This is a genomic window from Micromonospora echinofusca, from assembly GCF_900091445.1.
GTDB lineage: Bacteria > Actinomycetota > Actinomycetes > Mycobacteriales > Micromonosporaceae > Micromonospora > Micromonospora echinofusca.
On the sequence record NZ_LT607733.1, the window covers coordinates 2,289,116 to 2,313,703 of the forward strand.

Here is a 24,588-nt window from a genome sequence, read left to right on the forward strand (position 1 = left end):
CCATCGACGTTCCGTCGTTGACGGCGGTCCGCAGCCCTCCTACTATCTGCATCGTGAATGCAGATTCGGGGCGACTCGCGGGCCGGGTCGCCCTCGTCACGGGCGCCAGTCGCGGCATCGGCCTGGCCATCGCCCACCGGCTCGTGGCGGAGGGCGCCCGCGTGGGGCTGACCGCGCGACACCCGCAGGCCCTGGCCGAGGCGGTCGAGGCGCTCGGTGGGCCCGCCCGCGCCGTGGCCGTACCCGGCCGGGCCGACGATCCCGGGCACCGCCGGGCGGCGGTCGACGCCGTGGCCGAGGCGTTCGGGCCGATCGACGTGCTGGTCAACAACGTCGGGATCAACCCGGCGTACGGGCCGCTGGTCGACCTGGACCTGACGGCGGCCCGCAAGATCCTCGACGTCAACCTGGTCGGCATGCTCGGCTGGGTGCAGCAGGTCGCCGTGGGAATGGGCGGGCGCGGTGGCTGCGTCGTCAACGTCTCCTCGATCGCCGGGCGCGTCCCGTCGCCCGGCATCGCCTTCTACGGGGTGAGCAAGGCCGCCGTCGACCACCTCACCGCGTGCCTGGCCGTCGAGCTCGCCCCGAAGGTCCGCGTCAACGCGGTCGCGCCCGCCGTGGTGAAGACCCGCTTCGCGGCGGCGCTGCACGAGGGCCGGGAGGAGGAGGTCGCCGGGGCGTACCCGCTGGGGCGCCTCGGGCTGCCCCGCGACGTGGCCAGCGCGGTCGCCTTCCTCGCCTCCGACGACGCGTCGTGGATCACCGGGCAGACCCTCGTCCTCGACGGCGGGGTCAGCCTCGCCGGCCGGCCCGCCGGATGACCGCGCCGGGCCGGGGCCGGGCGGCCGGCGCGTCGCCCGTGGCTAGACTCGGCGCGGCGGTGCGGGCGACGTGAGGGCGATGAGGAGGCGGGCGACGATGGGCGGTGCCGAGGCGCCGGTCCGGGTCGACGGCCGGACCGCCCGGGCCGAACGCACCCGGGCGGCGATCGTCGAGGCGCACCTGGCGCTCATCTCCGAGGGCGACCTGCGGCCGACCGGCGAGCGCATCGCCGAGCGGGCCGGCATCTCGCTGCGGACGCTCTGGACCAACTTCAAGGACATGGAGACGCTCTTCGAGGCCAGTGGCGCGGAGCTGCTCCGGCAGCAGGACGCCGCCTACCGGCCGATCTCGCCGGCGCTGCCGCTGGCCCGGCGGGTCGACGCGTACTGCCGGCAGCGGGCCCGGCTGCTCCAGCTCATCGCGCCGTCCGCCCGTGCCGCCCAGATGCGCGAGCCGGTCTCGGGGCAGCTGCGTCGCAACCGCCTCAAGCACATCGAGCGGGTCCGCGAAGAGGTCGAGCACCTCTTCGCCGCCGAGCTGGAGCAGGCCGGCCCGCACCGGGCGCAGGTGGTCCACGCAATTGTGGCCGCGAGCATGTGGCCCGCCTGGTCGATGCTGCGCGACGGGCTGGGGCTGGGCGTGGACCAGGCCCGCGCGGTGATGGCCCGCACGGTCGCCGCGCTGCTGGCCGACATCGGCGCGCGCTGACGCGCGAGCGGGGTGGTCGGGCTTTCCATCGGGCTACCGATAGGTGACACTCGATGCATGGTTACTGCATCGTCAGTGCAATTAACCGTGTTGCGTGGCCGGACCGAGGAGCGCGCCGCCATCCGGCGGCTGCTGGGCGACCTGCCCACCGGCGGGGGAGCGCTGCTGCTCCAGGGCGAGCCGGGATCCGGCCGGAGCGCGCTCGTCGACTACGCGCACCGGCACGCCGAGGGCTGCGCCGTCCTGGCCGGCACGGGGCTCCCCGAGGAGGCCGACCTGCCGTACGCCGGGCTGCAACGGCTGCTGGACCCGGTGCTCGACCGCGCCCCGGCGCTGCCGGAGCACCAGCGGCGGGTGCTGCTGCGGGCGGTGGCGGGCGCGGGCTGCCCCGCCCACCGCCGCCTGGCGCTCTCCCTGGCCGTGCTCGGCCTGCTGGCCGCCGCCGCGCGGGAGACCCCCCTGCTGTGCACGATGGACGACGTGGACCGGGGCGACCAGCCCACGGCGGACGTGCTGGCGTTCGTCGCCCGCCGCCTGCACCGCTCGCGGGTGGCCGTCCTGCTCACCACCGTCGCGGACGTGCCGCTCGGCGGGATCGCCCGCCACCGGCTGCGCCCGCTCGACGACCGGGACAGCGCCGCTCTGCTCACCGACCGGCTGGGCGGCCGCCCACCCGCGCCACCCGTGGCCGCCGCGCTCGGTGCGGCTGCCGGCGGCAACCCGCAGGCCCTTCTCGACCTGGCCGGGGTGCTCACCCCCGGGCAGTGCCGCGGGGAGGAACCCGTGCCCGAGACGCCCCCGCCCGACGGCAGGCTGGGCCGCGCCTACCGGGCCCGCGTGGAGCGGCTGCCCGCCGACACCCGCCGCGTCCTGCTGCTCGCCGCGCTCGACGAGGACGGGGAGCCGGCCACCCTGGTCCGGGCGGCCCGCGCCGCCGGCACGGCGGTCGAGGCGCTCGCCCCGGCCGAACTCGCGGGCCTGGTCCGCGTCGAGCCGCGACGGGTCACCTTTCCGCAGCCCCTCGTCCGCACCGTCGTCCGGGCCGCCGCGCCGCTGGCCGAGCGGCGTGCGGCGCACCTGCTGCTCGTCGGCGTGCTGGACGGGACGCGGCACCGGCTGCGCCGGGCGGGACACCTCGCCGCCGCGGCCCCGGGCCCCGACCCCGCCCTGGCCGCCGAGTTGGAGCAGGCGGCGGCCGAGTACGCACGCGGGGGAGCGGTGGCCGCGGCGGCGCTGCACCGGGCCGCCGAACTCAGCGACGATCCGGTGCGCGCCGCCGCCCGGCTGGTGGCCGCCGCCCGGTACGCCTGGTCGGCCGGTCGGGCGCACCGGGCCCGACTGCTGCTGGGCGAACTGCCTCCGGCCGCGGAAGTCGCCGTCGCGGGCCGGGCCGAGGAGGCCGCCGTGGCGGGCCGGGCCGACCTGCTGCGCGGGGAACTGGAACTGCGCACCGGCCGACCCGGGCTCGCGCTCACCACGCTGCTGTCCGCCGCCGACACCCTGTCCGCCGCCGATCGCGAGTGCACCGGCACGGGTGGCGCGGACGGCGATCGCGCGCTGGCCCTCGGGGCGTTGGTGCGGGCGGGCGAGGCCGTCTGCTTCGCCGGCGACCAGTACCGCTACGCCGAGGTCGCGCGCCGGGCGGAGCTGTTGCGCCGCCCCGACGACCCGCCCGCGACCGAGCTGCTGAGCGCCTACGTCGCCGGAACGGCGGCGACCCTGCGCGGCGACCACGAGCAGGCCGGCCCGGCCCTGCGTCGGGCGGTCGTCCTCGGTGGACAGCTGACCGGGGCGGCGTCGACCCCCGCCGCCCTGACCTGCGCGGCGGCGGCCGGGCTGCTGGTGGCCGTGGACGGCGCGGCGCACCGGCTCGCCGAGCGCGCCGTCGAGCTGGCCCGCGAGCGGGGCGAGGTGTCCGCACTGCCGCGCGCGCTGGAGCTGCGGGCGGCCGCGGAGTACTGGCTGGGCCGGCACGACGCCGCGACGGACAGCTCCCGGGAGGGGCTGCGCATCGCCCGGGACACCGGCCAGGAGAACTGGGCCGGCGTACACCTGGGGATGTTGGCAGTGCTGGCAGCCGTGCGGGCCGATCGCGACACCGCCCTGCACCGGATCCGGGAGATCGGCGAGGACGCGGGCGCGCACAGCCGGCCGCGCGCCCTCGCGCAGTGGGCGCTGGCCGTGCTCGACCTGGTCGACAACCGGCCGGCCGCCGCCGCCGCGCGACTGGCCGGGCTGGCCTGTCCGGGTACGGGCCGGGGGCAGGTGCTGGTCCTGGTGATGGCCACCCCGTACCTCGTGGAGGCGGCCGCCGCCGTCGCGGACCGCCCGGTCGCCGGCGCCGCCCTCGCCGTCTTCGACCGGTGGGCCAGCAGTACGGCGAGCCCGTCGCGCCGGGCCCTCTCCGCGCGTTGCCACGGGCTGCTCGCGCCCCGGGGCAGCGCCGAGGCGGAGCGCGAGTTCCGCACCGCCCTGCGGCTGCACCCGACGGACGCCGACGCGTTCGAGCGGGCCCGCACCGAGCTGCTCCTCGGCCGGGAACTGCGCCGCAGCCGCCGACCGCGCGCGGCCCGCGAGCACCTGCACGCCGCGCGGGAGGCGTTCACGCTGCTCGGGGCGGCCAGCTGGGCGGAGCAGGCCACCACGGAGCTGCGGGCGGCCGGCGAGTCGGTCGGCCCCCCGGAGGAGTCGGCGGCGCGACTGCTGACCGGTCAGCAGCTCCGCATCGCGCAACTGGTCGCCGAGGGCGCCACCAACCGGGAGATCGCCGCCCGGATGTTCCTGTCCACCCGCACCGTCGACCACCACCTGCGCAACATCTTCCACCGCCTCAACATCCGCTCCCGCACCGAACTGGCCCGCGCCCTCTCCTGACCCGCCCCGCCCGCGTCGATCATGGACTTGTGCTGGGCGGTCAGTGCCACTTCGCGGCTTTCGTCAGGCACCACAACTGCATGATCGACGCCGGTGGGGGTGGGAGCGAGGGGCCCGGGCAGGGTTAGGGGAGGACCACGGTGCGGGCGCCCTCGCCGCGGGACATGCGGGCGAAGGCCTCCGGGGCGCCGTCGAGGGTGGTGCGGTCGGTGATCAGGTAGCCGAGGTCGAGGGTGCCGTCGAGCACGGCGCGGGCGAGTTCGGGCACGTCCCGGTCCGGGTCGGAGGAGCCGTAGACCGAGGAGCGCAGCGTCCGGGCCGAGTGGAAGATGTCCAGCGCGCCCAGCCCGACGATGTCGTCCTTGGCACCCATGCCGACGACGGTGACCTGGCCGCCCCGGCGGGTCGCCCGCCAGGCGGTGCGGATGGTGGCCGCCCGCCCGACGCACTCCAGCGCGTGGTCGACGCCGCGACCTTCGGTGCGCCCCCGGATCGCCCGGTTGAGCGACTCGTCGGCGAGCAGGAAGTCGGTGGCCCCGGCCGCGGTGGCCAGCGCCGCCTTGGTCGGGGAGACGTCGACGGCGAGCACCGGGTCGGCGCCGGCGGCCCGCGCGGCGGAGACCACCGACAGGCCCACCCCGCCGAGGCCGATCACGGCCACCGACTCGCCGGCGGACACCTTCGCCGTACGGCGGACCGCGCCGACGCCGGTGAGCACGGCGCAGCCGAGCAGCGCCGCCGCCTCGAAGGGCAGCTCCGCCGGGACTCCGATGACGGCGTCCTGCGGCACCACCACCTCCTCGGCGAGGGCGCCGAGGCCGAGCGTGACGTGCAGGGGCTCGCCGGACGACGTCCGCCCCCGGGGGGCCGAGGGCGCTCCGGTGCGTTCGCACAGCCACGGCTCGTCCCGCCGGCAGTACCAGCAGTCGCGGCAGGGCGGGGCCCAGTTCAGCACCACGTGCGCGCCCGGCGCGACCCGCGTGACCCCCTCGCCGACCTCGACCACCACCCCCGCCGCCTCGTGCCCCAGCACCAGCGGGTACGGCGGCGCGAGCGTGCCGTCGACCATGGACAGGTCGGAGTGGCAGACGCCGGCGGCCCGGACGCTCACCCGTACCTCGTGCGGACCCAGGGCGGGCAGCTCGATCTCCTCCACCCGCAGCGGGGCACCGACGGCCCGTACGACCAGCGCCCTCATCGCTGGATGGCCTTGACCTGGAGGAACTCCTCGAGCCCGTGCCGGCCCAGCTCCCGGCCGAGGCCGGACTGCTTGTAGCCGCCGAACGGGGCGAGCGGGTTGAAGGGGGCGCCGTTGACGTCGACGGCGCCCGTACGCATCCGCCGGGCCACCCGCAGCGCCCGCTCCTCGTCGGCCGACCAGACCGCGCCGGCCAGCCCGTAGCGGGAGTTGTTGGCGATGGCCACCGCCTCGTCCTCGTCGTCGAACCCGATGACCGCGAGCACCGGGCCGAAGACCTCCTCCTGGGCCAGGGCGCTGTCGGGGTCGACGTCGGCGATCACCGTCGGGGCGACGAAGAACCCCCGGTCCGGCACCGGCGCGTCGGGCCCGCCGCACACCAGTCGGCCCCCGTCGGCCAGCCCTCGGGCGACGTGCCCGAGGACCCGTTCCCGCTGCGCCGCGGAGACCAGCGGGCCGAGCCGGGTGGCCGGGTCGAACGGGTCGCCCAGCCGGTAGCCGGCCGCGACCTTGGCGGCCAGGTCGAGGGCCTCGTCGTAGCGGTCGCGGTGCACCAGCAGCCGGGTCCAGGCGGTGCAGGTCTGCCCGGAGTTGAGGAAGGCGTTGCCGACCCCCACCTTCACGGCCGTGCCCAGGTCGGCGTCGTCGAGGACGAGGTTGGCCGACTTGCCGCCGAGTTCCAGGGCGACCCGGGCGATCCGGTCGGCGGCGAGGTGGGAGATCCGCCGGCCGGTGGCCGTCGAGCCGGTGAAGGAGACCATGTCGACGTCGGGGTGCGCGGCGATGGCCTCGCCGACGACCGGGCCGGTGCCGGTGACCAGGTTGACCACCCCGGGCGGGAGACCGGCCTCGTGGATCGCGTCGAAGAGCAGGTACGCCGTCAGCGGGGTCAGCTCGCTCGGCTTGAGCACCACCGTGCAGCCGGCGGCCAGGGCGGGGGCCAGCTTCGCGACGACCTGGTGCAGCGGGTAGTTCCAGGGGGTGATCGCCCCGACCACGCCGACCGGTTCCCGGACCACCAGCGAGTTGCCGACGGTCTCGTCGGCCGGGGGGCGGGCGGCCAGCTCGACGTAGCTGTGCAGGACCGTCAGCGGCAGGCCGGCCTGGACCCGGGTGGCCACCTTCAGCGGGGTGCCCAGCTCCAGGGCGACGGTGCGGGCGACCTCGTCGGCCCGGGCGGAGAGCGCGGCGTGCAGCCGGTCCAGGCGGGCGGCCCGCGCGGCGGGCGCGGTGTCGGCCCAGCCGGGGAAGGCGGCCCGGGCCGCCGCGACGGCGCGGTCGATGTCGGCGGCGGTGCCGGCCGGGACGGCGGCGATGACCTCCTCGGTCGCCGGGTTCCGCACCGCGACGGTCTCCCCGGCGCCGGCGGCGACCCACTGTCCGTCGAGGTAGAAGTCGGTCCGTGCGAGATCCATCGTGCCCCTCACGTACGTCGGCCAAAACTAGCAGTGCAAGTTTTGACTCTAGTACGCGTCGCCGGCCGGCGGGAGGGGTGGCAGCGGCCCGATGTGCTCCTCGTAGGTGCGCGACAGCCCGTGGATCAGCGCGTCCAGGCCCAGCGCGAAGGCGCCCTCGTCCACCTGCTGCTGATGCTCGGCCAGTCGGTGGGCCTGGGTCAGGTGCGGGTACTGCTCCGCGTACAGCCCCGGGTCCTCGACGAAGCCCCGGGCGAACGAGCCCAGCGCCGAGCCGGCCACGAAGTAGCGCATGAGCGCGCCGATGTGGGTCGCCCGGGCCGGCGGCCACCCGGCGGCGACCAGTCCGCCGTAGACGGCGTCGGCCATGGTCAGCGCCGCCGGCCGGCGCCCCGGGCCCCGGGCCAGGTACGGCACGATGTTCGGGTGCGCCGCCAGCGCGGCCCGGTAGGAGTGCCCCCACCGGCGCAGCGCCTCGCGCCAGTCGACGGTGCCGAAGAACGACACGTCCACCTGGCCGGTGACGCTGTCGGCCACCGCGTCGAGGATCTCGTCCTTGGTGGCGAAGTGGTTGTAGAGCGACGGCCCGCGTACCCCGAGCTCGGCGGCGAGCCGGCGGGTGGAGAAGCCCTCCAACCCCTCGGCGTCGATCAGCGCGGCGGCGGTCTCGACGATCCGCTGCCGGCTGAGCAGCGCCTGCCGCGGCCGGGGCATCCGGTCCTCCTTCGCTCGGGTCGTCCCTCGCAGACTCTGCCACAACCGGGTCTGGACGGAATTAAACTTGCACCGCTAGTTTAAGGCTCATGGATCTGGAACTCTCCGCCGAGCAGGCGGCGGTCCGCCGGCTCGCCGCGGACTTCGTCGACCGCGAGGTGGTGCCGCACGCGGCCACCTGGGACCGCCGGGAGTCCGTCGACCCCGACATCGTCGGCAAGCTCGGCGAGCTGGGCTTCCTGGGTCTCACCATCGGCGAGGACGACGGCGGGTCCGGCGGCGACCACCTCTCCTACTGCCTGGTGCTGGAGGAACTCGGCCGCGGCGACTCCGCCGTACGCGGCATCGTCTCGGTCTCCCTCGGCCTGGTCGCCAAGTCCGTCGCCGCGCACGGGACCCCGGCCCAGCGGGAGCAGTGGCTGCCCCGGCTCTGCTCCGGCGCGGCGCTCGGCTGCTTCGCGCTGACCGAGCCGGACAGCGGCTCCGACGCCGCCGCGCTGACCACCCGGGCGGTGCGCGACGGCACCGACTGGCTGATCACCGGCGCGAAGATGTTCATCACCAACGGCACCACGGCCGACGTCGCGCTGGTCTTCGCCCGCACCGGCGGCCCCGGGCACCGGGGCATCAGCGCGTTCCTGGTGCCCACCGACGCGCCGGGCCTGACCCGGCGGGAGATCCACGGCAAGCTGGGGCTGCGCGGGCAGGCCACCGGTGAGCTGCGCTTCGACGGCGTACGGGTGCCGGACTCGGCGCGCCTGGGCGACGAGGGCGCCGGCTTCCGGCTCGCCCTCGCCACCCTGGCCAAGGGCCGGATGTCCGTGGCCGCCGGCTGCGTCGGCATCGCCCAGGGCTGCCTGGACGCGGCCGTCGGCTACGCCGGGCAGCGCACCCAGTTCGGCAAGCCCATCGCCGCCCACCAGCTCGTGCAGCAACTGCTCGCCGCCATCGCCGTCGACACCGACGCCGCGCGCCTGCTCGTGTGGCGGGTGGCCGACCTGATCGACCGGGGCGAGCCGTTCGCCACCGAGGCGTCGATGGCCAAGCTCTTCGCCAGCGAGGCCGCCGTGCGCGCGGCCAACAACGCGGTGCAGGTCTTCGGCGGCTACGGCTACATCGACGAGTACCCGGTCGGCAAGTACCTGCGCGACGCCCGCGTCGCCACCCTCTACGAGGGCACCAGCCAGATCCAGCAGCTGCTCATCGGACGCGCGCTCACCGGCGTCAACGCCTTCTAGAAGCCAGGGAGAAACCGTGACCAGATTCGCCGACCGGGTCGCCGTCGTCACCGGCGCCGCGCAGGGCATCGGCGCGGCAACCGCGCACCGGCTGGCCGCCGAGGGCGCGGCGGTCGCCGTGGTCGACCTCGACGCGGCGCGCGCCCGGGCCGTCGCCGACGAGATCGCCGCCGCCGGTGGCCGGGCCGTCGGCATCGGCTGCGACGTGACCGACGCCGCGGCGGTCGCCGCCATGACCGACCAGGTCCTCCAGGCGTACGGCGGGCTGCACGTGCTCGTCAACAACGCCGGGATCACCCGCGACAACCTGCTGTTCAAGATGCCGCTGCCCGAGTGGGAGGCGGTGCTGACCACCAACCTGACGAGCATGTTCCTGTGCTGCCAGGCGGCGCAGGAACACATGGTGGCGGCCCGCTACGGCCGGATCGTCAACCTCAGCAGCCGCTCCGCGCTCGGCAATCGGGGCCAGGTCAACTACGCGGCGGCCAAGGCGGGCGTGCAGGGCCTCACCGCCACCCTCGCCGTCGAGCTGGGCCCGTTCAACGTCACCGTCAACGCGGTCGCCCCCGGCTACGTGGCCACCGCGATGACCGCCGCCACCGCCGAGCGGGTGGGCAGCAGCCCCGAGGCGCACCAGCGGGCGGTCGCCGAGCACACCCCGCTGCGCCGGGTCGCCCAGCCCGCCGAGATCGCCTCGGTGATCGCCTTCCTGGCCAGCGACGACGCCTCGTACGTCAGCGGTCAGACCCTGTACGTCAACGGCGGCGCGCGCTGAGGCGCGTACCACCGCACCCGACCCCGGAGGGGACATGGACTTCGCGCTCTCGGACACCGAACGGGCCATCCGCGACACGGCCCGCGACTTCATCACCAGGGAGGTCATGCCGCTGGAGCAGGAGCTGCTGCGGCGCGAACGCGCCCACCGGCCCGGGCTGGAACCCGACGAGCTGCGCGAGTTGCAGCTCAAGGCGCGCGCCTTCGGCTTCTGGGGGCTGGCCACCCCCGAGGCGTACGGCGGCATGGACCTGCCGGCCGTCACCCAGTCGCTGATCTGGACCGAGCTGGGCCGCTCGTACGTGCCGTTCCGCTTCGGCGGCGAGGCCGACAACATCCTGTTCCGGGCCAACGAGGATCAGCAGCGGGAGTTCCTGATCCCGACGATCGAGGGGGAGCGGCGCAGCTGCTTCGCGATCACCGAGCCGGGCGCCGGGAGCGACGCCGCCAACATCCGGCTCAGCGCCCGCCGCGACGGCGACGACTGGGTGCTCAACGGCGAGAAGACCTTCATCACCGGCGGCAACGAGGCCGACTTCGCCATCGTCATCGCGGTCACCGACCGGGAGAAGGGGGCCCGCAACGGCGGTGCCACGGCCTTCCTGGTGGACCGGGCGATGGGCTGGCGCTCGGAGTTCATCCAGACCATGGGCGAGGGTGGGCCGGCGGCGCTGGTCTTCGACGACGTACGGGTGCCGCAGCGCAACATCCTCGGCGAGCCGGGCCAGGGGTTCGCCCTCGCGATGGAGTGGATCGGCAAGGGGCGCTACACCATCCCCTCGCACGCGGTCGGCATCGCCGAGCGCGCGCTGCGGATGGCGATCGACTACGCCACCACCCGCCAGACGTTCGGCCGGCCGATCGGCGACAACCAGGCGATCCAGTGGATGATCGCGGACTCCGAGACCGAGCTGGAGGCGGCCCGCTGGCTCATCCTGCGGGCGGCCTGGACGGTGGACCAGGGCATGGACCCGCGGCACGCCTCCTCGATGGCGAAGCTCTACGGCGCCGGCATGGTCAACCGCGTGGTCGACCGGGTGCTCCAGATCCACGGCGGCATGGGCTACACCCGGGAGCTGCCCGTCGAACGCTGGTACCGGCAGGTGCGGCTCTACCGCATCTTCGAGGGCACCGACGAGATGCAGCGGCTCATCATCGCGCGGGACCTGCTGCGCGGCTACACCCGGCTGGGAGGGCACCTGGCATGAGGACCTTCGACTCCCTCGACGAGCTGGCCGCGGCGGTCGGGCAGACCCTCGGCCCGGGGCCGTGGCAGCGGATCGACCAGGGGCGCGTCGACCTGTTCGCCGACGCCACCGACGACCACCAGTGGATCCACCTCGACCCGCAGCGGGCCGCCACCGGCCCGTACGGCGGCACGATCGCCCACGGCTACCTCACGCTGTCCCTGCTGCCGGCGCTGGTGGGCCGGCTCTACCGGGTGCGGGGCGTGCGGATGGGGGTCAACTACGGCCTGAACCGGGTGCGGTTCCCCGCCCCCGTACGGGTCGGCACGGCGGTCCGGGCCGTCGCCACCATCGCCGAGGTGTCCCCGGTGGCGGGCGGGGTGCAGCTGGTCACCGCCGTGACCGTGGAGTGCGACGCGGGTGGCAAGCCGGTCTGCGTCGCCGAGACGGTGAGTCGGCTCTACGGGCAGCCGCCGTCCCCCTGAGTGCCGGCGGCGCCGGCCGCGCGTGGCGGGAGCCACACCGTTCGCGCCTCCTTCGGGAGTTTCTGTCGCTTTTATCCATCGGCCGTTCGGTTGATATGGCGGCGGCCGTTGGTCTAGGGTGGTGGCACTGCGGTCGTCGGTTCCCGGCGCCGCCGCATCGGTAGGACAGGGAAGGGCAGCATGATCACCACGACGACCGCGCCGACCGCCAGCACCGACGCCGCCACCACGGTATCCGGTGACGAGACCCGCGCGAGCGAGCTGACCGCCGCCCTCGCCGCCCTGCCGGAGGGGCACCCCGACCGGCCGGCGCTGCGGGCACGGGTGATCGAGGCGTGGCTGCCGCTGGCCCACCACCTCGCCTTCCGCTACAGCGGGCGCGGTGAGCCCAACGGGGACCTGGCCCAGACCGCGGCGCTCGGGCTGATCAAGGCCGTGGACCGGTTCGACGCCTCCCGGGGCGTCGACTTCGCCGGCTTCGCCATCCCGACGATCCTCGGTGAGATCAAGCGCCACTTCCGCGACCGCACCTGGAACATCCGGGTCCCGCGTCGCCTCCAGGAGCTGCGGCTGCGCATCTCCGAGGCCAACGGCACCCTCACCCAGACGCTCAACCGCGCGCCGACGGTCGCCGACATCGCCACCCACCTCGGCGTCACCGAGGAAGAGGTCCTGGAAGGGCTCGAGGGCGCGCGTGCCTACAACGCCGTCTCCCTGTCCACCCCCATCGGCGACGGCGACAGCGCCACCGAGCTCGGCGACACCCTGGGCGCCGAGGACGGCGAGTTCGAGCTGGCCGAGCTGCGCGTCGCCCTCGGCCCGGCGCTGGCCACCCTCGACGAGCGCGAGCAGAAGATCCTCACCCTGCGCTTCTACGGCAACCTGACCCAGAGCGAGATCGCGGCGCAGGTCGGCGTCTCCCAGATGCACGTCTCCCGCCTGCTCGCCCGCGCGCTGGTCAAGCTGCGCGGCCAGCTCGAGATGAGCCACTGACGAATCGCGGGGTCGGCCCCGCCGGCACCCGCTCGAGAACGGCCTCCACGTCCGCCCCGCCGCACCCGGCGGGGCGGACGTCGCCGTCTGCGCCGCGTCGCCGTGACCCACCCCCGTCTTCCAGGATGCCGTGTCGGGCCCCGTACCACCGCGTCCGTGCGGTGTCGGGCGGCGTGCCCTGTGGCGGTCGGGGCGGCGGTGCCACCATCGGATGATGGTGGATGTCGATATATTTCGGCGCGGGGCGCAGGCGCGGGCCGGGGTGCTGACGCAGCGGTTGCGCCGGTTGGTGACCTGCGAGTCGCCGCCGGGCGCGGGCCCGGAGCTGGCCGCCTGCGCCGACCTGCTCCAGGCGTGGGGGGACGCCGCGCTGGGCCGGCGGGGGCGTCGCGTGGTCCTCGACGGGCTGCCGCACCTGCTCTGGTCGGCCCCTGACCAGCGCGTGCTGCTGCTGGGTCACTACGACACGGTGTGGCCGGCCGGAACCATCTCCGAATGGCCCTTCACGCTGACCGGGAGCACCGCGACGGGGCCCGGGGTCTGCGACATGAAGGCCGGGATCGTGCAGATGCTCACCGCGCTGGAACTGCTGCCGGACACCTCGCGGGTCGGGCTGCTGCTCACCTGCGACGAGGAGAGCGGTTCGGTCACCTCCCGCCCGCTGATCGAGGAGCAGGCCCGGCGTTCCGGTGCGGTGCTGGTCGGCGAGCCGAGCACCGAGGGCGGCGACCTGAAGGTCGCCCGTAAGGGCGGCTCCGTCTACCGGATCACGGTCGGCGGCCGGGCGGCCCACGCCGGCGTCGAACCGCACCGGGGCGTCAACGCCGGGGTCGAACTCGCCCACCACGTCCTCGCGGTGCAGGCCTTCGCCGTGGGGGAGACGAGCGTCACCCCGACGGTGCTCTCCGCCGGCACGATGACGAACGTGGTGCCCGAGTCCGCGGTCCTCTGCGTCGACGTGCGGGCCTGGACCCGCGAGGAGTTGCACCGGGTGGACCGGCTGGTCCGCGAGCTGACCCCCCGGCTGCCCGACGCGCGGTTGACCGTCAGCGGCGGGATCAACCGGTATCCGCTGCCGGCCGCCGTATCGACGCCCCTGCTGCGGATCGCGCAGTCGGCGGCGGCGGACCTGGGGCTGCCGGCCGTGCGCGGCGTCGCCGCCCCGGGCGCCTCCGACGCCAACTTCACCGGCGCCCTCGGCGTACCGACCCTGGACGGCCTGGGCGGGGTGGGCGGCCTGCCGCACGCGCGCGGCGAGTACGTCGACGTCGCGCGGATGCCGGAGCGCACCGCGCTGCTGGCCGCCCTGACGGCCCGGATCCTCGCCGCGCCGCCGGCCGGGCCCGCCGTCTCCCCGGAGCCGGGGACGAGCGCGGCGCTCGGCGGGCCCCGACCGCTCGACGCGGTACCGGCCGGGCAGGGCTCGTCGACGGACGGGTGAGGGCCGGGGGCCCGCGAGCGAGGCCGGCAAGTCCGCACGGTTGCGTAAACGCGCCCCGCGCCGCTGGGCGATGCTGGATCCGTCGATCGCACGGGGAGGCGCTCATGGCTGAAACGACCGGTGACCTGGAATCCGACTCGCAGACCTCGGGCGACATGGTGCGCACCGCACGCACCTTCGCCGACCGGATGGCCGCCAGGCGCTCCATCCGGCACTTCTCGCCACGGCCGGTGCCGTTGGAGGTGGTCGAGGAGGCGATCCGCGCGGCGGCGACCGCGCCGAGCGGCGCCAACCTGCAACCGTGGCGGTTCGTCGTGGTCACCGACGCGGCCCGCAAGCGCCGGCTGCGGGAGGCCGCCGAGGCCGAGGAGCGCGAGTTCTACGCCCGGCGCGCGTCGGCGCAGTGGCTGGAGGCGCTCGCCCCGATCGGTACGGACTGGCACAAGCCCTTCCTGGAGGTGGCGCCGGTCGTGATCGTGGTGTTCGAGGTGCACCAGGGCCCCCGCACCCCGAAGCCCTACTACGTCAAGGAATCCGTGGGCATCGCCGTCGGCGTGCTGATCACGGCACTGCACCACGCCGGCCTGGCCACCCTGACGCACACGCCGAGCCCGATGCGCTTCCTCAACGAGGTGTGCGAACGGCCGCCGGAGGAACGTCCGTACCTGGTCATGCCGGTCGGCTACCCGGCGCCCGACGCGACGGTGCCGGACCTGGTCCGCAAGCCGCTGCCGGAGGTGCTGATCCGGCGGTGACGGCCGGACCGGCGGCACCGCACGGCGGGAGAAGACGCCCGGCGGACCCGGGCCACATAGTGGAGGCACGTCGCCGGACGGGCGTACGACGGCCCCGTGCCGGACCGGATGAGTGAGTCATCCGTCCCGAGCGGCGAGCGGACATCCACCGGCAGCCTGCGACCACCGTGGCGGCTCGCGGTGCCGCGCACTCCTCGTCTGGCCCCTCAGGAAGGACAGAGACGTGACCGCCTCCCCGAACGTGATAGCCGCCCTGACGGCGGACGGCGAAGAGTTCGACAGCCTCGTCGCCGGCCTCGACGCCGACGGCTGGGCGCTGCCGACGCCCGCCCCCGGCTGGACGATCAGCCACCAGGTGGCCCACCTCGCCGCCACGTTCCGCCTCGCCGGGCTCGCCGCCGGCGCCCCGGCCCGGTTCACCGCGATGCTCTCGCAGCTCGGCGCCGACTTCGACGCCAACGTGCAGCAGGCGTTGGCCGAATTCCTGGCCGACCCGCCGGAGGTGCTGCTGACCCGGTGGCGGGCCGAGCGCGACAAGGCGATCGAGGCCCTCGCCGCCGTACCGCCGAAGCAGATGGTGCCCTGGCTGGTCAATCCGCTGCCGCCCGCGGTCCTCGCCAGCGCCGGGATGATGGAGCTGTTTGGGCACGGTCAGGACATCGCCGACACGCTGGGCGTGCGCCGCCAGGTCACCGACCGGATCCGCCACCTCGTCGCGTTCGCCGTGCGGGTCTGGGACTTCGGTTACCTGGCCCGGGGCCTGACGCCGCCGGACGAGGAGTTCCGCTTCGAGCTGACCGCCCCGTCCGGGGCCCGGTGGGACTTCGGGCCGCTCGACGCCGAGCAGCGGATCACCGGCCCGGCCCACGACTTCTGCCTGCTGGTCACGCGGCGCCGGCACCGCGACGACCTCCGCCTCACCGCCTCCGGCACGCTGGCCGACCACTGGCTGGACATCGCCCAGGCGTACCGGGGACCGGCCGGGGCCGGTCGTGCCCCCGGCCAGTTCGCCCTGGCCGGTCGCTGACCGCCTCCCGTCCCGGCAGTCCGCCAACGTCGCCCCGGCCGTCCCGGTCCGGGGCGACGACGGGTCCTCGACGACGCCCGCCGCAACGGCGACCGATCGTCGCCGCCGTTGCCGACGTGGCCGTCCCGCCGCCTCATTTTCGAATCGCCGACCGGGCCGGAACAAGGCAACTCGGTCGGACGGACGTCCCGCAGGAAAGCATTCTCGGAGGCGAACTCGGCGGCCCGTCGGCTCATCCTTGACCCAGCGCATTCTAAGGAGGAGTGAATGTACGACTATGTCGTCGTCGGCGGAGGAACCGCCGGGTGTGTGCTCGCGGCGCGATTGAGCGAGAATCCGGAGGTGACGGTCTGCCTCATCGAGGCGGGGCCGGCGGACAACGCGCCGAACATTCACATTCCGGCCGCCTTCGGCAAGCTCTTCCGCACCCGCCTCGACTGGGACTACGACACGCACGACGAGCCGTTCCTCGACCGCCGTCGCGTCTACCTCCCGCGCGGGCGGGTGCTCGGCGGCACCAGCTCGATCAACACGATGATCTACATCCGGGGGAACCGGCTCGACTTCGACGGCTGGCGGCAGCCGGGCTGGAGCTTCGACGAGCTGCTGCCGTACTTCAAGCGCTCGGAGGACAACGAGCGGGGCGAGTCGACGTACCACGGGGTCGGCGGCCCCCTCGCCGTCTCCGAGGGCCGGGCGAAGAACCCGATGTCGAAGGCCTTCGTGGAGGCCGCGGCCGAGGCCGGGCACGCCGTCAACCCGGACTTCAACGGGGCCGAGCAGGACGGGTTCGGGTTCTTCCAGGTCACCCAGCGGGACGGCCGCCGCGCGAGCGCCGCCACCGCGTTCCTGCACCCGGCGCTCGACCGGCCGAACCTGACGGTCGAGACGAACCTGCAGGTGCACCGGGTCCTGTTCGACCACGGGCGGGCCGTGGGGGTCGTCGGTCAGCGCCTGGACGACGAGATCACGGTCCGGGCGGAACGCGAGGTGATCCTCGCCGGCGGGGCCTACAACAGCCCGCACCTGCTGATGCACTCCGGCGTCGGTCCCGCCGACCTGCTGGCCGCGCTCGGCATGCCGGTCGTGCTCGACCAGCCCGCGGTGGGCCAGGGGCTCCAGGACCACGCCCTGGTGCCGCTGATCTTCACGCACTCCCACCCGATCAGCCTGCTCGTCGCCGGCGCACCGGCCAACGTGGAGCAGTTCATGGCGGAGGGCACGGGACCGCTGACGTCCAACGGCCCGGAGTCCGGCGGGTTCGCCCGGACCCGGGACGACCTGCCGGCTCCCGACGTGGAGTACCTGGGAGCGCCCGTCATGTTCGCCGACAGCGGCCTCGGCACGCCGACCCACCACGCCTTCTCGTACGGTCCGTCGATCCTCACCCCGCGTAGCCGGGGCTACGTGACCCTGGCCTCCGACGACCCGACGGCGAAGCCGAAGATCGTGCACAACTACTTCGCGGACGAGGCCGACATGCGGGTCGCGATCGACGGTGTGCGCATCGGGTTGGAGATCTCGCGGCAGCCGGCCCTGAAGCCCTACACGGAGGCGGCGTACCAGCCGCCTGCGTCGGAGTCGGACGACGACCTGCGCACCTACGTCCGTCAGTACGCGCACTCCATCTACCACCCGGCCGGCACCTGTGCCATGGGCACGGTCGTCGACGCCGACCTGCGGGTGCGCGGCGTGGAGGGGCTGCGGGTGGTCGACGCCTCGGTCATGCCGACGCTGATCCGCGGCAACCCGAACGCCGCGGTGATGGCCATCGCCGAGAAGGCGGCAGACCTGATCAGCGGGGCCCCGCCGCTGCCCGTGAACACGGCCGCGCTCGCGGCCTGACCGTAACGACACGACTATCTCGAAGGAGGACCGGGTGGAGGTCACCCAAGCACCGTCCAGGACCGAACTGGTCAAGCGGGCCACCGATCTGGTGCCGCTGCTGCGAAAGCACGCCGGTTGGTCGGAGGAGAATCGGCGCCTGCACGACGAGGTGGTCGACGCGATGGCGGAGGCCGGCTTCTTCAAGATGCGGGTGCCCACCCGGTACGGCGGATACGAGTCCGACACCCGTACGCAGGCGGAGGTCACCGCAGAACTGGCCCGCGGTGACGGCTCGGTCGGCTGGACCATGTCGGTCTGGACGATCCCCGGCTGGATGGTGGGCATGTTCCCGGACGAGGTCCAGGACGAGGTCCACGCCACGCCCGACGTCCGGGTGTGCGGCACGCTGAGCCCGTCCGCGATGGCCACCCCCAAGGAGGGCGGCCTGGTGGTCAACGGTCAGTGGGGCTTCATCAGCGGCGCCCAGCACAGCCACTGGCAGGAGATCATCGCCATGGCGCCGACTCCGGACGGCGCCGGGCTCTGGCCGGTGATGGCGCTGGTGCCGATGTCGGACCTGGAGATCGTCGACGACTGGTACACGGCCGGCATGCGCGGCTCGGGCAGCGTCACCACCGTCGCCCGGGACGTCTTCGTGCCCCAGGAGCGGGCGCTGCCGCTGCCGGCGGTCCTGCAGAACCAGTACGCCTCCGTCCTGAACGCCGACCTGCCGATGTACCGCACGACGCTGCTCGGCGTGGCCGCCGCCTCCTCGGTCGGCACCGTGGTCGGGCTGGCCAGGGCGGCCCGGGAGGTCTTCTTCGAGCGGCTGCCTGGCCGGAAGATCACCTACACCGAGTACGACAGCCAGCGCGAGGCCCCGATCACCCATCTCCGGGTCGCCGAGGCCGTCATGAAGATCGACCAGGCGGAGTTCCACGCCCACCGGGTCACCGGGCTGGTCGACGACAAGGGCCTGTCCGGCGAGTCCCTGACCCTGGAGGAGCGGGCCCGTTCCCGGGCCGACGTCGGCGCCGTCTGCCAGCTCGGCAAGGAGGCCGTGGACATCTTCAACATGGCCAGCGGCGGCTCGTCCATCTACAACAGCGTGCCGATCCAGCGCATCGCCCGCGACGTGCAGGTCGTCAACATGCACGCGCTGATGCTGCCGGAGACCAACTACGAGCTGTACGGCCGGGTCCTCTGCGGCCTGGAGCCCAACTCGCCGTACATCTGACGCACGGGCCCGCCGGGTGCATGGCGCGGGCGCGGCGGACGACGAGGTCCGCCGCGCCCGCGCCGCTCGTGTCGGGTCCGCTGCGGTGCGCCCCCCGAACCCGTCGTCCGGGTCCGGCGGGCGCCCTTTGCGTGCGCCCCTGGAAGCGGTCGGAGAGGCGGCCGGAGACCGCGCCCGCGGCCCTCTTCCGGCTCAGCGACGACGGCTGGCCCGATCCGTGCGCGAAGCGGCGGGGATTCGCGTGACCGGGTGGGGCCGGCCGGTTTCGCGCGACGGCGGACCGGACCCCGGAAACGCCGTCCCGTGCGCCATTTCCGCCCCGACGATTCGTCGACCGCCGCGTCAGACAGCGCCACCGTGAAAGGGCGTGCTGCGCGACGTCGCGCGCTTGGGGACGGCCACGCCTCCCGCCCTGCGCGGGCTCGACCTCACGACGGGAAGAACCGTCGGGCTCCCGGCCCGACGGTTCTCCCTGACAGTTCCCGGCCGGCCGCGGCTCGCCGCGACCGGAGGTCATACCTGGTGAGATGGCGACCGTCGCAGCCGCAGCGCGAACAGGCCGCCGAGCAGCAGGACGCCCACCACCACGCCCAGCGCCGGCCGCACGGCCGGCAGGAAGGCGTCGGCGAAGGCGGCCTGCGCCACCTCCCGGTACCGGTCGGCGAGCTCCGGCGGGGTCCCGGCCGGCACGACGAAACCGCCGGCCTGGCCGGCGCCCAGCTTGACGCCCTCGCCGGCGGCCACGCCGAATCCGTGCAGGAAGTCCGCCCGGGCCTCGGGAGGCAGCTGCGCCGCGCCCGCCCGGGCGGCCTCGGGCAGGGCGTCGGCCAGCCGGTGTTGCAGGACGGCGCCGACGACCGCCGCGCCGAGCGCCCCGCCGACCTGGCGCGCCGTGTTGAGCACGCCCGCGGCGGCGCCGGCCAGGTGGGCGGGGACGTGGCGCATGGCCTCGGTGGTGGTCGGCGCGATGGACGCCCCCATGCCGACGCCGACGGCGATCAGCGGCACGACGAACGTGCCGGCCGTGGAGTGCGGCGTGACCAGCAGCGCCATGCCCAGCACGCCGAGCGCGTACACGGTGAGCCCGCCGGCGAGCAGCCGCCGGCCGCCGAGGCGGTCGGTGAGCCGCCCGGCGACCGGCGCGACGGCGCTGAGCACCACCGTCCACGGCAGCGCGGCGAGTCCCGACTCCAGCGGGCTCATGCCGAGCAGCGCCTGCGTCTCGATGACGAAGACCAGCAGGAAGCCGTACAGCCCGAAGGAGCTGACGAGCGTGATCACCGTCGCCGGACCGAAGTTGGCGAGGCGGAACAGCGCGGGCGGGACGAGCGGCTCCCGCTGCCGGCGCTCGCGCAGCGCGAACACCACCGCGCACACCGCCGTGGCGACCAGGATCGCCGGGATGCCGACGGGCCCGCGTACCGTGCCCCAGTCGTGCCGTTCGCCCTCGATGAGGGCGTACATGAGGCCCACCAGCGCGGCCGTGGCCAGGAGCACGCCGACCACGTCGAGGTGACGCGGCCGGCGGGTACGCAGGTCGGGCACGAGCCACCAGGCCAGGGCGACGCCCGCCGCGCTGAGTGGCACGTTGAGATAGAAGATCCACTCCCAGCCGAGCCGGGTGATCACGAGGCCGCCGAGGGTGGGGCCGCTGACGGCGGCCACGCCGGCGACGGCGGTGAAGATCCCGAAGGCGGCGCCCCGCCGCGAAGCCGGGAAGATGCCGGAGATCAGGACCAGCGCCTGCGGCAGCAGCGCGGCGGCGCCCACGCCCTGCACCACCCGCGCGGCGATGAGCTGCCCCGGTGACTGGGCGGCGCCGCAGAGCACCGAGGCCACCGCGAACACCGCCATGCCGGCCATGAAGACGGTACGCGGACCGAACAGGTCGCCGAGGCGCCCGGCGACGATCAGCAACGACGCCAACGCCAGCAGGTAGCCGTTGAGCACCCAGAGCATGCTGTCGATGCCGGTGTCGAGGGACCGCATCATGTCCGGCACGGCCGTGTTGACGATGCTCGTGTCGAGCAGGATCAGGAAGTTGCCGAGGCACAGCACCAGCAGGGCCGCCCACGGGTTGCCGGGCCTCGCCCGCGGCGGCGTCACCGGGTCGACGGCCCGCCCCGGGTCACGCCTCGCCCGCACGCGAGGCCTCCTCCCCGACGGCGGCGTCGGCGCCGGGCACGCCGGCCGGGGGCGGCCCGAGGCCGCCACCGTACAGCCGCGCCCCGATCCGGCGGGCCGCGGCCAGGCTCGCCCAGGCCGTGATCGCGAGCAGCGCGGCGTCGTCGGCGCCGCCGTCGCGACAGGCGGCGACGTCGGCGTCGGTGACCCGGTACGGCGCGAGCGCGGTCAGCAGCGCCAACCGGGCGGCGGGTCGCTCGGGCGGCGACAGCTCGGCGACCACGGCGTCGAACCACCGCCCGCCCGGCTCCGGGGGCGGCGGGTCGGCCACGCAGGCCAGGACCCGCCGCCGGACGTGCTCCGGCAGGGCGGCCGCGCCGGCGCGACGAACGGCCTGGCCGGCCCGGGCGAAGGCGGCGGCCACGTGCGGCTGCCCGAGGGCCCAGGCCAGGTCGGCCTCCGGCGGCGCGGGCGGCAGCAGCTCCAGGGAACGACCGGGGGGCCGGCCGGTGCGGGCCAGCGCCCCCATGATGCGGGCGGCCGTGCGCCGGAGGCCGGCGCGGACCCCGGCCGGCGTGGGCGGCAACGGGGAGTCCTGGAGGAAGACGCTCACCATCCGGTTCAGGTAGTGGAAGGCCACCGCCACGCCGATCAGTTCCGGTCCGTGCTCGGCGGGGAACGGCGGGGGCCGGCGGCGCGCGAGGTCGTCGTCCCCGCTGTGCCGGGCCCAGTCGGCCAGGGCCCGCAGCCGGGGGTCGCCGATCCCGCCGACCCCGGCCGTCAGCCACCCGCCCGCGTCGCCCAGCAGCCCCGCCGCCGTCGCGCCGTGCACCTCCACGCAGTACGGGCACCGGTTGCTCTCGGAGACGGCGGCGGCGACCACCTCCTTCGCGTCGCGGCCGACCAGCCCCTCGGCGAGCAGCGTCTCGCGCAGCATCAGCCAGCACGCGCGCAGCACGTCGGGGGCGGGGGAGTGCAGCAGCACCGGGGGCGCGAGGACGCCGAAGTCGTCGGCCATCTGCCCGTAGACCCGCGCGACGGGCCCGTCGGCGGCGTCCGGGGCGACCGGCGTCACGTGCCGGACGTGGGTCAGCATGGTGCGGCTCGTCACCCGAGCCAGTCGCCTGCCCATCGGTTTCCTTCCTGGTCGGGCGGGCCGGGGCCGGGGGCGGGGCGCGCCCCCGGCCCGTTCTGGACGTAGGGCGGGTGTCGAAGTCCCTGGCCGGCCTGCGGCGGACCCAGGCGGCGCCCGAGGACTTCGACACCCGCCCTAACCGGGTACGACCTGGGGCACCGCGGTGACCGTCCCGTCGGGCAGCGAGCCGTGGTAGGTGACCGGCACGCCCCGCTCCTGCGCCGCCCGGACGATGCCGGGCACGGCGCGTTCGGCCAGCGCGGCGATGGTGAGGGCCGGGTTGACGGTGAGCGCGCCCGGCACCGCCGAGCCGTCGGTGACGAAGATGCCGGGGTGCTGGCGCAGCTCGTGCCGGTCGTCGAGGGCCGACGTCGCCGGGTCGTCGCCGATCCGGCAGGACGACAGCGGGTGCACCGTGTACGCGCCGACCACGTCGTTGGTCCACGGCATCACCCGGGCCAGCCCGTCGCGCTCCAGGATGTCCCGGGCGTCCGCGTCGGCGGCGGCCCAGCCCCGCAGCGTGTTGGCGGTGGGCCGGTAGCGCAACGGACCCCGGCCCAGCATCTGCTGGGAGATGCGGTCCGCGTTGCCGGTCGCCGGCGGCGGCCCGAAGACGCCCTCGTTGTCGTCCTCCGACATCGTGAACAGCGTCAGCCACGACTGCCAGCGGCGCAGCATGTCCTTCTTGGCCAGGCCGAACCAGCTCGGGCCCTGCGCGTCGGGCACCTGGGCGAGGATCGTGCCCAGCCCCAGCGGGAAGAAGAGCTGTTCCAGCGAGTACCGCTCGTACTCGGGCAGGTCCGGGTCGAGCCGGTCCCACGTCGCCACCGTCGGCCCGCGGCCGATCTGGTTGGCGTCGTAGCCCTTTCCGTCGGGGCGGCTGAGCCCGAGCACCTCCCGGACCCGGTCGTCGTCGAAGACGGCCGTGTTGAGCCGCTCCCCGTTGCCGGAGAAGTACCGACCGACGGCGGTGGGCATGGTGCCCAGGGTGGGCTCCGAGCGTTGCAGGATCACCGGGGTGGCCCCGGCCCCGGCGGCCACGATGACGATCTTGGCGTCGATCGTCCCGCTGTCGTGCAGGATCCGGTAGTCCTCCGCGTCGACGATGCGGTAGTGCACCCGGTACCCGCCGTCGTCGGTGCGGGAGAGGTGCTGCACCTCGTGCAGCGGCCGGATCTCGGCGCCGTGTGCCAGGGCCGCCGGCAGGTAGTTGAGCAGCAGGGAGCGCTTCGCGTCGAAGCGGCACCCGGCCATCATCCAGTTGCAGTTGGTGCACTTGTCGACGTCCACCGCCGACGGCACCGGGTTGGCCGTACGCCCGGCGTGCGCGCAGGCCGCCGCGAACAGGCCGCCGGCGTACGGCACCTTGTCCCAGCTCTGCATGGTCACCGGCAGCGACTCGCAGACCCGGTCGTACCAGGGGTCGAGCGTGGCGCGGGTGATGGCCGCCGGCCACATCCGGCGGCCGATGCTGCCCTGCCGCTCGAAGATGAACCGGGGCGCGCGCGGCATGGTGGCGAAGTAGACGACGCTGCCGCCGCCGACGCAGTTGCCGCCGAGCACGCTCATCCCGTCGCCCACGGTGAAGTCGAAGATCCGGGTGTACGACGAGCCGAGCTTGAAGTCGTGGTCGAACTCCTCGCTGGACAGCCACGGGCCCCGCTCCAGGACCACCACGCGCGCCCCGCCCGCGGCCAGGTGGTAGGCGGGGATCGCCCCGCCGAAGCCGCTGCCGATCACCACGACGTCGGTGCTTGCGTTACTGGTCATGCCGGGCTCCCTGTGGGCGTGGTGTGCGGGTGCAGTCGCGACAGCGGGCGTCCGTACGAGTACTCGGGGAAGCGCCACAGCCCGTCGGCGTCGGGCTTGGTGATGCCGATCGCCAGCAGCCCCGGGTGCCCGGCGGCGAGGGCGTCGACGGTGTTCATGTGCGCGGCGCTGTCGTAGGCCATGTTGCTGAACAGGGCGAGCCCCACCCACATCTCCTTCTCCGGGTTGTCCGGGGCGAGCAGGTGGCTCAACAGCGCGGTGCGGTGGTCGAACGCGAGCGCGACGAAGGGCGGCACGCTCGGATCGAGGGTCAGGCCGTTCGTCTCGGCGTACCCGCTCGCGTGCGCGTTGAGGGCCTCACTGAGCGTGCCCAGCATCAGCGACAGCCCGCCGGCCGGGTCCTCCATCAGAGCCAGCGCCCCGGACTCGACGGCGCCGCCGTCGGTCGAGACGCCCGCGATCGCCCGGTCGTCGGCGGACCGCTTCGCCCCGGGGATGATGGTGTCGGCGAACGCCTCCAGCGTCAGCACGCGCGCCTGCTGTTCCTCTGGTGTCTCCGGTTGCACGGCGGCTACCTCCTTTTGGGGCGGGCGCGTCGGTTTCCGGTCCCGCCAAGACGTTTTTCGGGCAGCCTTGACCACCGCTCGGTAAGCGACGGAATCAAGGAATGAAATGGTGGTCGCCCGGAGATTTCCGCGCGGTGTGGATGGTGCGTGAAGTTCTGCATCATCGTGGCGACCGACGCAGGTGGGACGCATCTTCCGTTTTGCTCAGGCCGATGTCGCGGTGGCCGGGACGATTGGCGGAAAATTGCGCGTGGGAAGGGCGGGCTGCAATTTCCACGCGCGGGTCGTACGTGCGGTG

Annotated in this window: 20 protein-coding genes; 13 read left to right on the forward strand and 7 right to left on the reverse strand. The window is 74.6% G+C overall.

What is annotated here, in order from left to right; translation table 11 throughout:
- The first annotated feature begins 53 nt into the window (after positions 1-53).
- The 3 genes from GA0070610_RS10165 to GA0070610_RS10175 all read left to right on the forward strand — a co-directional run bounded on the left by GA0070610_RS10165 (position 54) and on the right by GA0070610_RS10175 (position 4,404).
- Positions 54-821: an SDR family oxidoreductase gene (locus GA0070610_RS10165; RefSeq protein WP_231926038.1), complete on the forward strand. Its 768-nt coding sequence runs from the start codon at positions 54-56 to the stop codon at positions 819-821.
- A 97-nt stretch (positions 822-918) separates the two neighbouring features.
- Complete coding sequence (locus tag GA0070610_RS10170) at positions 919-1,530, forward strand: TetR/AcrR family transcriptional regulator (protein ID WP_088999798.1); 612 nt, start codon at positions 919-921, stop codon at positions 1,528-1,530.
- Positions 1,531-1,617: 87 nt separating this feature from the next.
- Positions 1,618-4,404: a helix-turn-helix transcriptional regulator gene (locus GA0070610_RS10175; protein ID WP_231926039.1), complete on the forward strand. Its 2,787-nt coding sequence runs from the start codon at positions 1,618-1,620 to the stop codon at positions 4,402-4,404.
- A gap of 124 nt (positions 4,405-4,528) precedes the next feature.
- On the opposite strand, the gene GA0070610_RS10180 is transcribed toward GA0070610_RS10175, so the two are convergent.
- Genes GA0070610_RS10180 through GA0070610_RS10190 form a run of 3 tightly spaced genes read right to left on the reverse strand, consistent with a single transcriptional unit; the run spans position 4,529 to position 7,731 of the window.
- Positions 4,529-5,602: an alcohol dehydrogenase catalytic domain-containing protein gene (locus GA0070610_RS10180; protein WP_088999800.1), complete on the reverse strand. Its 1,074-nt coding sequence runs from the start codon at positions 5,600-5,602 to the stop codon at positions 4,529-4,531.
- Positions 5,599-7,017, reverse strand: a complete 1,419-nt coding sequence (locus GA0070610_RS10185) for an aldehyde dehydrogenase family protein (RefSeq protein ID WP_088999801.1) — start codon at positions 7,015-7,017, stop codon at positions 5,599-5,601. The genes GA0070610_RS10180 and GA0070610_RS10185 overlap by 4 nt, the downstream gene beginning before the upstream one ends.
- Positions 7,018-7,065: 48 nt before the next feature.
- Positions 7,066-7,731 carry a TetR/AcrR family transcriptional regulator gene (locus tag GA0070610_RS10190; protein WP_088999802.1) on the reverse strand — a complete coding sequence of 222 codons (666 nt, stop codon included), beginning with the start codon at positions 7,729-7,731 and terminating at the stop codon, positions 7,066-7,068.
- A gap of 89 nt (positions 7,732-7,820) precedes the next feature.
- Between GA0070610_RS10190 and GA0070610_RS10195 the strand changes: the two genes are divergently transcribed.
- The 10 genes from GA0070610_RS10195 (at position 7,821) to GA0070610_RS10240 (ending at position 18,695) form a co-directional block, all read left to right on the forward strand.
- A complete protein-coding gene (locus GA0070610_RS10195; RefSeq protein ID WP_088999803.1) occupies positions 7,821-8,969 on the forward strand; it encodes an acyl-CoA dehydrogenase family protein in 1,149 nt (382 codons plus the stop codon).
- Positions 8,970-8,985: 16 nt separating this feature from the next.
- Entirely contained in the window at positions 8,986-9,744 is a 759-nt protein-coding gene (gene fabG, locus GA0070610_RS10200) for a 3-oxoacyl-ACP reductase FabG (protein WP_088999804.1), read from the forward strand.
- Positions 9,745-9,778: 34 nt separating this feature from the next.
- A complete protein-coding gene (locus tag GA0070610_RS10205) occupies positions 9,779-10,951 on the forward strand; it encodes an acyl-CoA dehydrogenase family protein (protein WP_088999805.1) in 1,173 nt (390 codons plus the stop codon).
- Complete coding sequence (locus tag GA0070610_RS10210; RefSeq protein WP_088999806.1) at positions 10,948-11,415, forward strand: MaoC family dehydratase; 468 nt, start codon at positions 10,948-10,950, stop codon at positions 11,413-11,415. The genes GA0070610_RS10205 and GA0070610_RS10210 overlap by 4 nt, the downstream gene beginning before the upstream one ends.
- A 180-nt stretch (positions 11,416-11,595) precedes the next feature.
- Positions 11,596-12,408 (forward strand): SigB/SigF/SigG family RNA polymerase sigma factor, encoded by an 813-nt coding sequence (locus GA0070610_RS10215; protein ID WP_088999807.1) that lies wholly within the window; start codon positions 11,596-11,598, stop codon positions 12,406-12,408.
- 214 nt (positions 12,409-12,622) lie between these two features.
- Positions 12,623-13,849, forward strand: coding sequence for a M20/M25/M40 family metallo-hydrolase (locus GA0070610_RS10220; RefSeq protein WP_089003396.1), 1,227 nt, complete (start codon positions 12,623-12,625; stop codon positions 13,847-13,849).
- A gap of 155 nt (positions 13,850-14,004) precedes the next feature.
- On the forward strand, positions 14,005-14,604 hold the full coding sequence (locus tag GA0070610_RS10225; RefSeq protein ID WP_172896661.1) for a nitroreductase family protein: 600 nt from the start codon (positions 14,005-14,007) through the stop codon (positions 14,602-14,604).
- A gap of 223 nt (positions 14,605-14,827) precedes the next feature.
- Positions 14,828-15,631: a TIGR03084 family metal-binding protein gene (locus GA0070610_RS10230; RefSeq protein ID WP_088999809.1), complete on the forward strand. Its 804-nt coding sequence runs from the start codon at positions 14,828-14,830 to the stop codon at positions 15,629-15,631.
- Between the two features lie 267 nt (positions 15,632-15,898).
- On the forward strand, positions 15,899-17,476 hold the full coding sequence (locus tag GA0070610_RS10235; RefSeq protein WP_088999810.1) for a GMC family oxidoreductase: 1,578 nt from the start codon (positions 15,899-15,901) through the stop codon (positions 17,474-17,476).
- Positions 17,477-17,510: 34 nt separating this feature from the next.
- Positions 17,511-18,695: an acyl-CoA dehydrogenase family protein gene (locus tag GA0070610_RS10240; protein ID WP_088999811.1), complete on the forward strand. Its 1,185-nt coding sequence runs from the start codon at positions 17,511-17,513 to the stop codon at positions 18,693-18,695.
- Between the two features lie 513 nt (positions 18,696-19,208).
- Here the strand turns inward: GA0070610_RS10240 and GA0070610_RS10245 are convergent.
- The 4 genes from GA0070610_RS10245 to GA0070610_RS10260 all read right to left on the reverse strand — a co-directional run bounded on the left by GA0070610_RS10245 (position 19,209) and on the right by GA0070610_RS10260 (position 24,290).
- Positions 19,209-20,840: a DHA2 family efflux MFS transporter permease subunit gene (locus GA0070610_RS10245; protein WP_157747116.1), complete on the reverse strand. Its 1,632-nt coding sequence runs from the start codon at positions 20,838-20,840 to the stop codon at positions 19,209-19,211.
- Positions 20,824-21,915 (reverse strand): carboxymuconolactone decarboxylase family protein, encoded by a 1,092-nt coding sequence (locus GA0070610_RS10250; protein ID WP_157747292.1) that lies wholly within the window; start codon positions 21,913-21,915, stop codon positions 20,824-20,826. Before GA0070610_RS10250 ends, GA0070610_RS10245 begins: the two co-directional genes overlap by 17 nt.
- A 174-nt stretch (positions 21,916-22,089) precedes the next feature.
- A complete protein-coding gene (locus GA0070610_RS10255) occupies positions 22,090-23,724 on the reverse strand; it encodes an FAD-dependent oxidoreductase (protein ID WP_088999813.1) in 1,635 nt (544 codons plus the stop codon).
- Complete coding sequence (locus GA0070610_RS10260; protein ID WP_088999814.1) at positions 23,721-24,290, reverse strand: DUF5987 family protein; 570 nt, start codon at positions 24,288-24,290, stop codon at positions 23,721-23,723. The genes GA0070610_RS10255 and GA0070610_RS10260 overlap by 4 nt, the downstream gene beginning before the upstream one ends.
- Between the last annotated feature and the right edge of the window lie 298 nt (positions 24,291-24,588).

Excerpts from the sequence above, each read along its gene's own strand:
- GA0070610_RS10170 (WP_088999798.1), top strand. The coding sequence starts at position 919 with ATGGGCGGTGCCGAGGCGCCGGTCCGGGTCGACGGCCGGACCGCCCGG.
- GA0070610_RS10180 (WP_088999800.1), bottom strand. The coding sequence starts at position 5,602 with ATGAGGGCGCTGGTCGTACGGGCCGTCGGTGCCCCGCTGCGGGTGGAG.
- GA0070610_RS10185 (WP_088999801.1), bottom strand. The coding sequence starts at position 7,017 with ATGGATCTCGCACGGACCGACTTCTACCTCGACGGACAGTGGGTCGCC.
- GA0070610_RS10190 (WP_088999802.1), bottom strand. The coding sequence starts at position 7,731 with ATGCCCCGGCCGCGGCAGGCGCTGCTCAGCCGGCAGCGGATCGTCGAG.
- GA0070610_RS10195 (WP_088999803.1), top strand. The coding sequence starts at position 7,821 with ATGGATCTGGAACTCTCCGCCGAGCAGGCGGCGGTCCGCCGGCTCGCC.
- GA0070610_RS10205 (WP_088999805.1), top strand. The coding sequence starts at position 9,779 with ATGGACTTCGCGCTCTCGGACACCGAACGGGCCATCCGCGACACGGCC.
- GA0070610_RS10210 (WP_088999806.1), top strand. The coding sequence starts at position 10,948 with ATGAGGACCTTCGACTCCCTCGACGAGCTGGCCGCGGCGGTCGGGCAG.
- GA0070610_RS10215 (WP_088999807.1), top strand. The coding sequence starts at position 11,596 with ATGATCACCACGACGACCGCGCCGACCGCCAGCACCGACGCCGCCACC.
- GA0070610_RS10220 (WP_089003396.1), top strand. The coding sequence starts at position 12,623 with ATGGTGGATGTCGATATATTTCGGCGCGGGGCGCAGGCGCGGGCCGGG.
- GA0070610_RS10225 (WP_172896661.1), top strand. The coding sequence starts at position 14,005 with ATGGTGCGCACCGCACGCACCTTCGCCGACCGGATGGCCGCCAGGCGC.
- GA0070610_RS10235 (WP_088999810.1), top strand. The coding sequence starts at position 15,899 with ATGTACGACTATGTCGTCGTCGGCGGAGGAACCGCCGGGTGTGTGCTC.
- GA0070610_RS10250 (WP_157747292.1), bottom strand. The coding sequence starts at position 21,915 with ATGCTGACCCACGTCCGGCACGTGACGCCGGTCGCCCCGGACGCCGCC.
- GA0070610_RS10255 (WP_088999813.1), bottom strand. The coding sequence starts at position 23,724 with ATGACCAGTAACGCAAGCACCGACGTCGTGGTGATCGGCAGCGGCTTC.